Annotated in this window: 11 protein-coding genes and 1 riboswitch; of the genes, 8 read left to right on the top strand and 3 right to left on the bottom strand. The window is 58.7% G+C overall.

Annotation, left to right across the window (positions count from 1 at the left end; all coding sequences use genetic code 11):
* Window positions 1-87: 87 nt before the first annotated feature.
* The 5 genes from NLY37_RS28495 (at window position 88) to metE (ending at window position 7766) form a co-directional block, all read left to right on the top strand.
* Complete coding sequence (locus NLY37_RS28495; RefSeq protein WP_023743336.1) at window positions 88-432, top strand: recombinase family protein; 345 nt, start codon at window positions 88-90, stop codon at window positions 430-432.
* 621 nt (window positions 433-1053) lie between these two features.
* Entirely contained in the window at window positions 1054-2391 is a 1338-nt protein-coding gene (gene glyA / locus NLY37_RS28490; RefSeq protein ID WP_023743337.1) for a serine hydroxymethyltransferase, read from the top strand.
* Between the two features lie 53 nt (window positions 2392-2444).
* Complete coding sequence (gene metK, locus NLY37_RS28485; protein ID WP_023693516.1) at window positions 2445-3620, top strand: methionine adenosyltransferase; 1176 nt, start codon at window positions 2445-2447, stop codon at window positions 3618-3620.
* A 108-nt stretch (window positions 3621-3728) separates the two neighbouring features.
* On the top strand, window positions 3729-4721 hold the full coding sequence (locus NLY37_RS28480) for an adenosine kinase (RefSeq protein ID WP_286440958.1): 993 nt from the start codon (window positions 3729-3731) through the stop codon (window positions 4719-4721).
* 405 nt (window positions 4722-5126) lie between these two features.
* Window positions 5127-5326: riboswitch (cobalamin riboswitch) on the top strand.
* A 91-nt stretch (window positions 5327-5417) separates the two neighbouring features.
* A complete protein-coding gene (metE, locus tag NLY37_RS28475) occupies window positions 5418-7766 on the top strand; it encodes a 5-methyltetrahydropteroyltriglutamate--homocysteine S-methyltransferase (RefSeq protein WP_031246657.1) in 2349 nt (782 codons plus the stop codon).
* Window positions 7767-8204: 438 nt separating this feature from the next.
* On the opposite strand, the gene NLY37_RS28470 is transcribed toward metE, so the two are convergent.
* Window positions 8205-9260: a cytochrome-c peroxidase gene (locus NLY37_RS28470; RefSeq protein WP_023724684.1), complete on the bottom strand. Its 1056-nt coding sequence runs from the start codon at window positions 9258-9260 to the stop codon at window positions 8205-8207.
* A gap of 955 nt (window positions 9261-10215) precedes the next feature.
* Between NLY37_RS28470 and NLY37_RS28465 the strand changes: the two genes are divergently transcribed.
* Window positions 10216-10569 (top strand): hypothetical protein, encoded by a 354-nt coding sequence (locus NLY37_RS28465; protein ID WP_023690586.1) that lies wholly within the window; start codon window positions 10216-10218, stop codon window positions 10567-10569.
* A gap of 137 nt (window positions 10570-10706) precedes the next feature.
* Here the strand turns inward: NLY37_RS28465 and NLY37_RS28460 are convergent, their stop codons facing one another.
* Window positions 10707-11711: a glycosyltransferase family 10 domain-containing protein gene (locus tag NLY37_RS28460; RefSeq protein WP_196815046.1), complete on the bottom strand. Its 1005-nt coding sequence runs from the start codon at window positions 11709-11711 to the stop codon at window positions 10707-10709.
* 552 nt (window positions 11712-12263) lie between these two features.
* Between NLY37_RS28460 and NLY37_RS28455 the strand changes: the two genes are divergently transcribed.
* Complete coding sequence (locus NLY37_RS28455; protein WP_023707827.1) at window positions 12264-12452, top strand: hypothetical protein; 189 nt, start codon at window positions 12264-12266, stop codon at window positions 12450-12452.
* A gap of 419 nt (window positions 12453-12871) precedes the next feature.
* Window positions 12872-13345, top strand: coding sequence for a Ros/MucR family transcriptional regulator (locus tag NLY37_RS28450; RefSeq protein WP_023743342.1), 474 nt, complete (start codon window positions 12872-12874; stop codon window positions 13343-13345).
* Between the two features lie 226 nt (window positions 13346-13571).
* Here NLY37_RS28450 and NLY37_RS28445 read toward each other — a convergent pair whose 3' ends face one another.
* Window positions 13572-13784: a cold-shock protein gene (locus tag NLY37_RS28445; protein ID WP_023679670.1), complete on the bottom strand. Its 213-nt coding sequence runs from the start codon at window positions 13782-13784 to the stop codon at window positions 13572-13574.
* Between the last annotated feature and the right edge of the window lie 313 nt (window positions 13785-14097).

The raw sequence follows: 14097 nt of genomic DNA, 5'->3' as shown, positions 1-14097 counted from the left end.
GCTGGCGCGACAGGCCGCACGGGATTTCGTTCAAGCCGAAACGGATAGCCAGACGCGAGACCGCGTCCCGGAGTAAGGGGCCGCCTCATGAAGGTCGCGCTTGGCGCTCGCTACTCAACTGACAATCACCGAGACGCCTCGATCGAGGAACAGTTGCGGCTCTGCTGCTTGCGTGCTGAAAAGCAAGGCTGGACAGTCGTCGACAGCAATACCCACCGCGCGATCTGCGGCGGGTCGCTGTTGCGTCCCGGCCTTCAGGAGCTGATCAGCGATGCGATGCAGGGCAAATTCCTGATCGTGCTCGCAGAGGCGATGGATCGCCTGACCATGACCGCTGCAAACCGGGAGCAGGCCAGGCTGGGCAAACGTTGCAACAGATCCTTCAAGGAAATTCATAGACTCTTAGCAACTCCGGCTCGCTGTGAATGGTAGGCTTATTGCAACGTCTGAGGTCAGTGGTTCCAAACCGTGGCCCCGCTTGTCTTCGACTGGCCGAACTGCTTGCAATTTCGGCTAAAGGCAAGAAGAGCGCCCATTTGTTTGTTCGACACAGGATATCGACGGTCGTCACGGCCACCGAGATTTGTCCGGTCGTTGGACAACCCTTCGAAATCGCAACTTCTGCGGAGAACGCGAAATGAGAAATTCGGTAGGACTTGGTCCTGAGCCATGATGACACTGGTTAGTCGCCTACGCATGGCAGCGCATCCTGACCGCCTTCGAATCCTGGGCCTTTGTGCGCATGCGGACCTAACTGTCTGCGAGCTAGCGGAGATTCTGAGCGGTGTCGAGAGCGGGTTGCGCGACACGTCCGGCTGCTCGCCAGAGCCGACTTTCTTTGCTGCAACGAACAGCCTCCGTGGCGCTCGTACCATCTCAACGCAGGATCCAACGACGGCGGGCTGGTTCAATTATTGGTCGATCTCCTGCCCCATCGCGACGGCTATCATAAACAGGACCTGCAGCGGCTCGAAGCGGTACGAGACACGCGGCCGAAAGGGACCGCGTGCTTGATCGTGAAATAGGTCAATCCAATTGGAGCGCGAAGCTACCATGGACAACTCCGCAGACGGCGCAATCGCACAGCCGGACACCCACGGGCGGTCTTCCTTGGCCGCGGTTGATTGCCGCGTCCACGAGCTGGTTCTGAGACAGGAGCGGCAGGAGCGGACGACCCTCAAGCTCATCGCCTCAGAGAACTTTGCGTCCTCGGCCGTGCTGGAAGCGAACGGCTCGATTTTCACGAACAAGTACGCCGAGGGGTACCCCGGCGCGCGCTACTACGCTGGAAACGAGATCGTTGATGAGCTTGAGAATCTGGCCATTGGGCGCCTGAAAACGCTATTTGGCAGCGAGCATGCCAACGTCCAGCCTTATTCCGGCTCGCCGGCCAACCAGGCTGTCTATCGTGCGCTTTTGAGTCCCGGTGACAAAGTCATGGGCTTGCCCCTTCCGGAAGGGGGCCATCTGACTCATGGTTGGGCCATCAACTTTTCCGGAACTGACTATCAACGCGTGCCCTATGGACTAGATGAAAAGACACAGCAGATTGACTATGACCGCTTGCGCGAGACAGCCAAGCGGGAACGGCCGCGGCTCATTTGGGTCGGCGGAACCGCTTACCCGCGTGTCTTTGACTACGCGGCAATGGCAGAAATTGCCCTGGAAGCGAACTCCTATCTCGTAGCCGACATTGCGCACATCAGCGGCCTGATTGCCGCGGGAGCGCACCCGAATCCCGTGGGCCATTGCGACGTGGTCAGCAGCACGTCCCACAAGTCGATCCGCGGTCCCCGCGGTGGCTTCATTTTGTCAAGGAACGAAGATCGCTATCAGGCCCTGTATCATACAAAGAGCAAATACAATCTCGCCAGACGAATAGACCGGGCGGTCTTCCCTCACCTGCAAGGCGGACCTCACATGAATGCCATCGCTGCGCTAGCGGTTGCCTTGCACGAAGCCGCGAACCCGTCCTTCCGAGGCTACGGCCAACAGACGGTCAAGAATGCCAAGGCTCTGGCACATGCACTGCTTGAGCGAGGTTATGACCTGGTTACCGGGGGGACGGACAATCACATGCTGATCCTTGATCTTCGAGATCGGCCACTATCGGGCAAGGCCTATGCCGAGCGACTAGCAAAGGCAGGAATCATCACAAACTTTAATATGGTGCCTGGCGACCCGCGGCATCCGGCGGTCACAAGCGGAATTCGCCTGGGGGCGCCAGCAGTGACGTCAATGGGCATGCGCGATGTGGAAATGGTGCAAATTGCTGGCTTCATTGACTCCGTCCTCCAGCGGCCAGACGACGAAGATCTCCATGCCTGCGTGCGAAGAGACGTTGCCGACTTGTGCGCTGCGTTCGAGGTCCCGGGCATCTCCGACAGGTAAGGTGGGCCAAGCAAAATGCCCATACCACATCCAACATCCGAAGCGAGGTATTCATGGCTAGGCAGTTCGTGTTCTCTTCCGAATCGGTTGGCGCGGGGCACCCGGATAAGTTGGCCGACAACATCTCGGATGCCATCCTCGATGCCATCCTCCGCACAGATCCCAAGGCGCGCGTCGCCTGTGAAGCGTTGGTAAAATCAGGGATAGTCGTTCTGGCTGGCGAGATCACCAGCGATGCCCAGGTGGATTACAGCCAAGTTGCGCGCGATACGATTCTCGACATTGGGTACGACGACGAGGCCGTCGGCTTTGACGGCCGGCGTTGCTCCGTCGTTCATGCCCTCACCGAGCAGTCGCCCGACATCAGCCAAGGCGTTGACGAGGGAAGAGGGCAAGACCTCCAGCAGGGAGCGGGAGATCAGGGCCTCATGTTCGGCTACGCATGCCGCGAAACCGATACCCTGATGCCTTTGCCGATCCAACTCGCTCATCGCTTGACGAAACGGCAGGCGTATGTCCGGAAGGCACAACAGCTTGGCTGGTTGCGTCCTGACATGAAATCCCAAGTCTCAGTGCGCTATGAGGGGTTGCGCCCGGTCGCCCTGGATACCATCGTCGTGTCGACGCAACATGACGAGCAGGTCTCGCAAGAGACTGTCCGCGAGGGCGTCATTGAGGAAATCATAAAGCCTGTCCTGCCGACCCACCTGGAGACGGAAGGCATCAGAATTCTGGTCAACCCGACGGGGCGGTTCGTAGTCGGCGGGCCGCGCGGCGACTGCGGTCTCACTGGACGCAAGATCATCGTCGATTCCTATGGCGGGATGGGTCGTCATGGCGGCGGCGCCTTCTCGGGCAAGGACCCGTCCAAGGTTGACCGCTCGGCTGCCTATGCAGCCCGCTATGTCGCAAAGAACATCGTCGCTAGCGGACTTGCGGACGTGTGCGAGGTGCAGCTTGCTTACGCAATCGGCGTGGCCAGTCCGGTTTCCGTCATGGTCAACACGTTCGGGACAGCCAGGGTTGAGGAAAGCAGGATCGAGCGCCTCATTCTTGAGTTGTTCGATCTCAGACCGAAAGGCATTATCAAGATGCTTGATCTCTTACGCCCTATATATCGCAATACAGCGACCTATGGCCATTTCGGCCGTGAAGAGCCTGATTTCACCTGGGAGAAGACAGACAGGGCGGACGAATTGCGTCGCGAGGCAGGACTCGCCGCCCCGTGAGAGCCGCCGGCGAACGGATTGGCAAGCGGAAAGCCCATTTCCACCGGGCAGACCCGCGCCTGGCAGGCGTGGCGAGAAGCCGGCTCGGGTTTTTTGGCGGAGACATTGATGCCGGATTATGACGTGCTTTGCATCGGCAATGCCATTGTCGACATCATCGCCCAGTGCGACGAGGCATTCCTCGAGATCAACGGCATCATCAAGGGCGCGATGAACCTGATCGACACGCGCCGCGCCGAACTGCTCTACAGCCGCATGGGCCCGGCGATCGAGGCCTCCGGCGGCAGTGCCGGCAACACGGCGGCCGGCGTAGCCAGCTTCGGCGGACGCGCCGCCTTCTTCGGCAAGGTCTCCAACGATGCGCTGGGCGAAATCTATGCGCACGATATCCATGCACAGGGTGTCGCCTTCGACACCAGGCCGCTCAAGGGCCAGCCGCCGACGGCGCGCTCTATGATCTTCGTCACGCCCGACGGCGAGCGCTCGATGAACACCTATCTCGGCGCCTGCGTCGAGCTTGGCCCTGACGATGTCGAGGCCGACAAGGCATCCGGCGCCAAGGTTAGCTATTTCGAGGGCTATCTGTGGGATCCGCCGCGCGCCAAGGAGGCGATCCGGCAGACGGCGAAGCTCGCACACGAGGCCGGACGCGAAGTGTCGATGACGTTGTCTGATTCGTTCTGCGTCGACCGCTACCGCGACGAGTTCCTCGAGCTGATGCGCTCGGGCACTGTCGACATCGTCTTTGCCAACAGCCACGAGATCAAGTCGCTCTACCAGACAAAATCCTTCGACGAGGCGCTGGCTCAGATCCGCAAGGACTGCAAGATTGCCGCCGTCACCCGTTCCGAAAAAGGCTCGGTGATCGTGCGCGGCGACGAGACCGTGGTCATCGAGGCGACCGCCATCAAGGAGTTGGTCGACACCACCGGCGCCGGCGACCTCTACGCCGCCGGTTTCCTGCATGGCTACACGCAGGGCCGCAACCTCAAGACCTGCGGCGACCTTGGCTCGCTGGCGGCCGGCCTGGTGATCCAGCAGATCGGCCCAAGGCCAAGGCAGAATTTGCGCCGCGAGGCGGAAGGGGCTGGGTTGCTGTAGATGCGCGGGCAACTAACCACCCGCCCTACTGACGCGATGACCGCAGTGGCGGAACTGTGTCAAAGCTCGCTGATAGCGACAGCCATTCGCTTCGGAGAACTGACCCATGCTGCTGCCGTGAAGCTCGCTGGAGGAGCGGTGCAAGGCGTGCTTGCCATGACGGCATTCACCGTCATCCAGATCGTCACCAGCATTTTCCAGAAGCTCAGCTTGGGGAAGGCCAGTAAGGTTCCTGAGGTAACGGAGAACTCGCGGCGTCCGTCGGACTTGACTTGCGATCACGTCCCACGATGCCGAATGCGGGCAGCAGACTGAATATTTCACAATGCTAGACAAAGGCGTAAAACGCGACCATATAACGACATAAACATTTCATTATGCGTCATTGACAAAGAGCGGGTTGCTGTGATTGTCTGCTGTTGTGGTTCTCGCGTACGGTGCTGCCGCAGCGGAGCTAAGAGGGAAGCCGGTGCGATGCCGGCGCTGCCCCCGCAACTGTTAGCGGCGAGCCAATCCACTCATGTCACTGAGGCGAATACCCTCGGGAAGACGGGTAGAGGCTATGACCCCGCGAGCCAGAGACCTGCCACGGCGAATTACGTCCACGGGCGGGGTGTCTCGGTGGCCGCTGCAACCGGCGTGCCGGCCTGCTAGCGCCTTCCTTGTCACCGACGCCCCCAACCATCGGGGTATGACATGACTGTCTCTCAGCAAATTCCTGTAGCAACGCTCGGCGTGCCGCGCTTCGGTCGTCGGCGAGAACTGAAATTCGCCCTCGAAAGCTACTGGTCCGGAACATCGTCCGCTGGCGACCTTCTTGCGACGTCGAAGGCGCTCCGAGCCGCTAGCTGGGAAGAGCAGCGCGATCGCGGCGTGTCGAAAATCCCGTCGAACGACTTCTCGCTTTACGACCATGTGCTCGACACCGCAGCCATGGTCGGGGCCATTCCATCCCGGTACGGCTGGAATAGCGGCGAGGTCCCACTTGACATCTACTTCGCAATGGCGCGCGGCAACCAGGGTCAGACGGAGGATTGTGGACACGCTGGTCACCAGGAGGAGGCTCATGGACCTGGTGTAACCGCGATGGAAATGACCAAGTGGTTTGACACCAACTACCACTACATTGTGCCGGAACTCGATGATGATCAGACGTTCGCCCTCTCGTCATCGAAGCCGGTCGATTACTTCCTCGAGGCTAAAGCTCTCGGCATTCACACACGCCCAGTCATCCTTGGACCCATCACCTTCCTCAAGCTGGCGAAATCGCGTGCCGAAGGGTTCGGTCCCATCGCGCTCCTACCGCGGCTGCTGCCCGTTTACGAGCAAGTCCTGCAGAGGCTGAAGCTGTCGGGAGCCGACTGGGTGCAGATCGATGAGCCAGCGCTTGTCCTCGATCTGAACCCGAACGAACGAGCTGCGTTCGAATTCGCCTATGGCCAGCTGTCGAAAGCCGCGCCCGAGCTGAAGATCATGCTGGCTACGTATTTCGGGTCGCTGGGAGACAATCTCGAAACCGCGGTTTCTCTGCCCCTGGCCGGCCTGCATATTGATCTCGTGCGCGCTCCCGAGCAGCTGGAAACGGTGGGTCGGCTCGCTCCGAAGGATCTGGTGCTCTCGCTCGGCTTGATCGATGGCCGCAACGTCTGGCGTGCGAACCTGCCCGCCATTCTCGACCGCATCAAACCGATCGTCGCCGGCTGGCCCTTGGACCGCGTCGAAATCGCGCCTTCTTGCTCGATGCTGCATGTGCCGATTGACCTGCGCATGGAGACGGAACTCGAGGCCGACATCAGGTCGTGGCTCGCCTTCGCGGCCCAGAAGACCGACGAGCTGGTCTTGCTGGCCCGGGCCCTTTCCAAAGGCAGGGATGCGGTGGCAGCCGCGTTGAAAGCTTCTGCCGAGGCTGCCGCCACTCGCTTGACGTCCACGAAGATCCATGACCCGCTTGTTGAGGGGCGGATCGCCAGCATTGACCATAGCATGAAACGACGAGAGAGCGCTTTTGGCGAGCGCTCCAGAGTCCAGGCCGGCACGCTCGGGCTGCCGCCGTTCCCGACGACGACAATCGGGTCCTTCCCGCAGACGCCGCAGGTACGCCGCGCGCGGTCCGCTCATGCGAAGGGCCAGCTCAGTTATGTCGACTACGAGATTTTCCTGAAGAAGGAGATCGAGTCAGCAATTCGTTGGCAGGAAGAGATCGGGCTGGACGTGCTGGTGCACGGTGAGTTCGAACGAAACGATATGGTACAGCATTTCGGCGAGCAGCTGTCCGGCTTCGCCTTCACTCAGCATGCCTGGGTGCAAAGCTATGGGTCGCGCTACGTGCGTCCCCCCATCATCTTCGGGGACGTATCGAGGCGCAATCCGATGACGGTGCGCTGGTGGCAATTCGCCCAGTCGCTTACGGAAAAGCCTGTGAAGGGAATGCTCACAGGCCCAGTGACCATTCTCAACTGGTCCTTTGTTCGAGACGACGTACCCCGCTCCGAAGCCTGCCGCCAGATCGCGCTCGCCATCCGCGACGAAGTGACGGATCTCGAAAGGTCCGGCGCAAGGATGATCCAGATCGATGAGGCCGCGTTTCGCGAAGGATTGCCACTGCGCCAATCTGACTGGAAAGCCTATCTCGACTGGGCTGTCGAATGCTTCCGGATCGCTTCAACGGGTGTAAAGGACGCGACTCGACTCCATACCCACATGTGCTATTCGGAGTTCAACGAGATCATCGACGCGATCGCTGGAATGGATGCGGATGTCATTTCGATTGAGACGTCGCGCTCCAAGATGGAACTGCTGGACGCCTTCACGAGCTCCAAATATCCGAACGAGATCGGTCCCGGCGTCTATGACATTCACTCACCACGTGTGCCGGAGGTCTGCGAGATTTCGGACCTAATCATGCTTGCCCGCGAGCGACTGTCCGACGGCCAACTGTGGGTAAACCCGGACTGTGGCCTCAAAACACGCAAGTGGGAGGAGGTCCGCCCTGCCCTCATTAACATGGTCGCTGCAGCGCGCGCGCTCCGGGAGAAAGTGGCCTGAGGCTTCTCCTTCCTCACCGTGTGGTGAGCTACCGGCTGGCTCCTGTCGGCCGTGAACATGCCAAACCGGCACACTCTTGGAAATGAGCCACTCGGCGCAAATGTGCAATTTCCCTACGGCACGTGTCTTAATCCCGCAGAAATATAAATGTGGCACTACGCTATAATATTGGTTCCTTGGGGACATACAGGCCCCGCGCCTCGAACAAATCGGACACGCGTCGTTTCTCAAAGTAGACTGCTTGGCGCGTTCGCTCAGGCAGCGACAATATATGGTGCTGCGTCTGTCCGCCCCCAGTTGATCGCGCAGACTACGGGCGAGGTGGCAGGGTCCGGGTATCGCTAGCGTCCCGCCAATTCGGAGATGGACGTCGCAATTCGTGTCGCCAAGTAAAAATCGCCAATCATTTTCGATTGCGAGTCCGCAGCCAGTTGGCCCTTATTTTCCTGAGATCTGCGTTACAGGCCGGGGCGTTGTCGCCGTTTCTGAGGGTAAGATGGGATAGGCGACGTCAGGTGCCTCTCCGGTCAGCGAGTTGAGGAAGGCAACAAGCAGGTCAACTTCTTCGTCCGCCAGTACTACGCCGAGCTGGGTGGTCCCCATAATGGCGACGGCCTGTTTCAGATCCCAAACCTTGCCCGTATGAAAGTATGGCGCGGTGAGTGCAACGTTGCGCAGCGGCGCCACGCGGAAGACATAGGAATCGTCGGCTGCATTGGTGACCTCAAATCGGCCCTTGTCTTTGTCCGGCAGGACTTCGGCGCTGGGCCGTTCCACGAGGCCGAATGGGTAATAGGCTTGCCCACCAACGTTGATGCCGGCATGGCAGGACGAGCAGCCTTTGTCCATGAAAAGCACCAGGCCCTGTTTCTGTTCGGAAGTCATGGCAACCTCATCACCATTCAGGAAGCTGTCGAACGGGGCAGGTGTGACCAGTGTCGCCTCGAAGGCTTCGATCGCCTTGGCGAAGTTGTCGAAGGTGACCCGATCGGCTTCAGCCGGAAAAGCTGCATCGAACCACTCGACATATTGCGGCATGGACTTGAGAGTGGCGATGAGTTGGCCCGGTGTATTGGCCATTTCGATCCCGGCTTGGACCGGTCCCTTCGCCTGAGCCTTCAGGTCTTCGGCACGACCATCCCAGAACTGGGCGATGTTGAAGACAGCGTTCAGTACAGTCGGCGCGTTGCGCTGTCCCTTCTGCCAACCATGGCCAATCGAGGTTTCGTGATTGTCGTCGCCGCCGGTGGCCAGGTTGTGGCATGAATTGCACGACAAGACGCCTGACGCCGAGACGCGTGGATCGAAGAACAGTGCCTTGCCGAGAGCGATCTTTTCCGGGGTGATCGGGTTGTTGGCGACTGTCGGCGTGGTGGATGGCAAAGCCGTGAAGGTGGCCAATGCCGTATCTCTGAGGTCGGTGGGGATCGAATCCGCAGCAAAGGCGGTGGGTGCCAGCAAGGTGACAGCCATCGTACTGAATAGGATTTTCATAATTGGTCTTCCTGCGTCGTCCACGCAGCCATTATGCGATCTGCGGCTCATGAACGCCCTGAGCTAGATCAGCTTGAGGGAGAGGACGGGATCTCACACCTGTTTTCGCAGCTGAGCTGGGACCCTCTTGGAAGGATCGCTCTTCTCGATTGGACTTCAGGGAGGAGGGGTATCCCTGGTCGGCAACCGGTTGTATGCATCAAAGCACGCCCTGAGGGCGGCTTCGTAGATTCGGTCACTGCGATCTTCCAGCCAAGGTTGAGAAAGTCGACAGCATCCGCAAGACTGGCAATCTCTTGCACGATGTGCGCTGCACGCCTTGCGAAAAGTGAGCTTCTGAAACGTCAGGGTTCATTCGTTCCTCCTGACCTGCTGATTACGCAATCGGCCTTGTCGACACCCGCCGACTGCACATTGTGATGTCACCAGCGATGGCGGTTTCAACACCTAAGCAGCGACGGTCTATACGACAGTATGGATCTCGTATCGGAATAGGCGTTCCGCCTTGGTGGACCGTCACACCGGCATATAGCTCCGCTTCTACGAACATCCCATCACGCCAGGAAAGACATGGCCAACACGCGCAGTATCGCCAATCTAGCCCTTTGTGTCGAAGGCGCCGCGCTTGAGCAGGTCCACCCGCTGTAACTGCCTCACCTTGATCCACAGATCCTAGGCGCCGACCACGTTGTCGTCATCATTTGACGGGCGCGGGGCATTGGCCCATAAGCGAGCCAACGCAAACTGTGCGGTTGCCAATGCTACTGAAGTGAATTGCAATGATCTTCGGTTTGCGAAACACGCACTTCCGACGCAGCTTGCGTTGACAGAGGCGGTTTTAGGCGCAATAGCACTTCCGCTGGCCTATTTAGTGGAGTTCCATTGTGGTTCGGCCAAGGGCGCGGGGCGCCGGACCGGCCACTTGTAAACCTAATCAAAGAGAGAGAGACCCTGCATGGAAGAAATCTTACCGCGCATCGCCACTGGTGCCGGCATCGGCCCGGCTCTCGCAGAGAAGGCCGTTGGGTTAATGCTGGGTTTCCTGCGGAGCCACGCGGCCGACGGTCCCGGCGCGCGCATGATCGAGGCCATTCCGGGAGCTTCGGAATTAGTAGCGAAGTATCATGGCGACGACCCAGAGGGTGGCGGCCTTATGGGGCTCGGGCAGCAATTGATGGGTGAGGGTCTCAGCATGGCAAAGATCGCCGCCCTCGCCAACGAGACGATCGCCTGCGCCAAGGAACATGCCGGCGACGAACTCGTGGACGAGGTCCTCAATTCCGTTCCTGGCCTTCCCCAGTTCGTCTGATCAGCGGCAGCCGCGGGCGCATGACCTTGTGCGCCCGTGCCGGCCCGTCTGCGCAGCAGGCATTCTCCGCCGAGCGCTCCGCACCGATCTCGCCAGACCACCAACCGCCGGGCACGCGAAGCGAGCGTTGGATTAATTCATTCGTCTGTTGCAAAATCAACTTCAGGCGATTCGATGTGTATAATTTCTGGCGGTAAGGGTTTATCCTGAACGCTTTCGATGAAGCCCGCGAGATAAGCAAACGTATTGTATTTCTCGAGGACTAGCCGCTTCGCCTCTCTTATTGCGCCGCGACGTTCCTTCCAGAGGTCTGAGTTGATGATTTCTTGAATTTTTTGGGTTACGTTCTTGTCCTCTGGGTCAATCAGAACCATAGAGTCCGAAGGGAAGAACCTCGTGATTGCTGGGCTGCCGTAATAGATCGGCATTGTTTCAGCAACGAAGCAGTCCATAAGCTTCTCTGTAAAATAGTAGTCAGCACGAGTATTCTCGAACGCTATACTGTAACGGTAAGGTGCGAGTGCGTTCCATTTATCTCCAATCAGCCGAAAACCTCGGCCGAACAGGTCAAAATCGAGCTCCTTTCTCAGCCGTTCCAGAAACGCCAGCCGATATCGATGTCCTTTTAGCAGGGCGATGTTACTGGTAATCCATGAGAGCCGAAGCGGTTTATCCACCACTTCGCTGACCAGAAGTTGGTCATATGTCTTGTTTACAGACCAAGACCGAGTGATAGGCGGAGACAAAACGAATCGGCGCGCTGCATTCTGCCGAGCAGCCAGCTCTTCGTCAGACGTCAGGACGATAGTATTCTTCCCCTGCCCTTCATGAAATGCACGATGAGCTTTCGTCGGCGGTTCGCCGATTGCAAAGATTGTCCTGTTTGGGCTCGCCTCGATATCAACAGGGAGCCCAAAAAGAGAAGCAGAGTTAAAGACAATATGCCAATCGGGCACGAAGGATGTAGTGCGTACAAAAGCGACGTTGTTCCAGATTCCACTGCCCTTTGGAGTGAGATGGTGGATTGCATCATCCAAAACGCCCCAAGAATCTAGACATGTAGCAACAATGGGCGCCGGGCGTTCCGTCAACAATTTGGCCGACAAAGCAGTTCCACTCCCTTCAGTCGTGAAGGTACTCAATCGCCATTCAGGATTGCGGTAACATCGGGCAGCATAAACCTTCCGGGACCTGCTGTCGAGGCAATTGTCGCTTTGCACTTGACCAGGTTCTTCCTCGCTTCGTGTGGTGATCAGGCCGGCTGAGTGGCAGCATGCGTGCCTAAGGAGTTCGCAGCCGGCGCTGCCTAATGGTACGTTTGATCGTCTTCAGGCGGTTGATCAGCCCTTCCGCCTCGGCCGCTCTCCACGGCAGTTCAATGGCATCGCGAACGGAGTCAAGGTCACGGCGTAGGACCAGACCGAAACGCGTGTTGGCGATGAGCCGGGTGACGCCAAGTCGATCGAAGTGCCGAGCTTGCCCAACTCACAGGCCCCGCAAAATGCCGCGGAAGGGCATTGCAAGCCTGCGCATAGTGGCAAACTCATGTCATCCCTGCTTCAGGACGTCGACCTTTCTGGCCTGGTTGATCGTCAGCACATCACGAGGCTTCATGCAGAGGGCCTCGGCGACTACCGGCGAGATCACACGGCCGGTCGCGGCATTCTGTATTAGGACGCGTCGCTGGCTGGTTGATGCATATCATTGATGCAGGCGGCTCACTGTCCTTGCCCGGCCTCTCGGCGCGGCGCCAACTTGCGAGAAGCCGCTCCAGATTCGAGAAGCTGCCGGTCGCCGCGCTGTTTGATATCCTGGAACAGGTGTCATCCGCAGCCATTGCCGCCTCTCCAGGACCGGCTAAGAAACGCCTCGAAATACATTGATGTCCTAGGTTTATCAGCGGCGGTTCCCAGCCCCTTTGCAAGAGCGGCTCACCGGCGATGAACTTACATCACTTTGGCCATTGCCAATGAACGTTTGTTCCATCGTCCCTGACGCCCACCATCAAGCGACCACTATCGCTCGATTTCACAGTCCAAAGAAGCAAAGCGAGACAAAAACAGCGCGCTTAGCCTCGAGGCTACTAGCGACTTCGGCGCTAAGTTAGAGCGGCACGCGCCACGCACCTCGGCAGGGTCGCCAACAACGAGTGGCTCAGCGGTCACGCCGCGAAATATGGCGCATCGATGTCGCTTCTGGACGAGCATTGGCAATAACGCAGTCAGAGACATTGTTGCTTTCAGCGGCAACCGGCCCTATGAAGCGACGCTTCGCTGACTATGTTTCACCCCTGGAGAGTTTCATGACAGAAGAAGCCGGAAAAAACGTCGACACCCTCATTGAGCTTGCCGCCGACGTCGTGTCGGCCTACGTGTCCAACAATCCGATCCCGGTGGGGGATCTCCCTGCCCTCATCGGCCAAGTGCATGCGGCTCTGAGAGCGACGGCCGGAGGTATCTCTGCACTAGAGCCGGTTGCCCTTACGCCTGCAGTCCCGATCAGGAAGTCGGTGACACCGGACTACATCATCTCCCTTGAAGACGGGAAGAAATTCAAATCTTTAAAGCGCCATCTGTCGACCCACTATGGGCTGACGCCGGGTGAATATCGGGCCAAATGGGGCCTGCCGGTGGATTATCCCATGGTGGCGCCGAACTACGCCGCGAAGCGTTCGTCACTGGCGAAAACGATGGGGCTCGGCCGCAAACCGAAAGCGCCGAAAGAGCCGGAAGCGCCGGTGCCGACGAAGCGAACTCGCAAGAAGGTCGCGGCTTGATTGCGGCAATTGAAATTCCTTCTGCAGCGTTGCAGCCGTCGGCTTAATCTGGGCGTCGCATAAAAAAGGCGGGGCCAACCCCGCCTTCCTTTCCAACAACTTGTTTCATGAGGAATTCGCAACCCATGCAGCAATCTGCTGCCCTCACTTTTGCTCGTCCCTATCGAGCGGCAGTGAGCACTTCCGGGCCTACACGCCCACTCTTGCGACTTCGCAGGAGAAAATTTCAACCAGCTTTGCTCAGGCTGCCAGCTGAGGACTTGCCAGTGCGGCGGTCCTGCTCGATCTCATAGTTGATCTTCTGGCCGTCAGCGAGGGTCGAGAGGCCCGCGCGTTCGACAGCGGAAATGTGGACGAAAACATCCGGACCGCCATTGTCGGGCTGGATAAATCCAAACCCTTTGGTGCTGTTGAACCACTTTACCGTTCCAGTCGGCATATAATTATTCCTCTTTTACAATTGCAACGTGGGGCAGGCCATTGGGCCTGTCCGAGTCATAGCCGAGACTTGGGCGCAGCAAAAAGCGAAAAATTGTTAAGCCCCAATCAGCTGGCGCACTCCATTGTTGGCGTAGCCGCCAGCAAGCACTGTCCACACTACCGCTCGACCAGGCCGGAAGCGCTCGATCTTCCAACGCTCCTCAGCGCCCAGGTCTATAGCTCGTGCTTTGGCACGAGACGTAAGGCCGACTGCTGCTCGTGCCGTCAGGTAAAAGGCCGGGTAGTTCACGGAGCTGCCTTCGTGCATAACG

Origin of the sequence: Mesorhizobium sp. C395A, from assembly GCF_030323205.1 — a bacterium.
In the GTDB taxonomy this organism is placed as follows: Bacteria; Pseudomonadota; Alphaproteobacteria; order Rhizobiales; family Rhizobiaceae; genus Mesorhizobium.
This window is presented reverse-complemented; position numbering and strand designations above follow the sequence as displayed.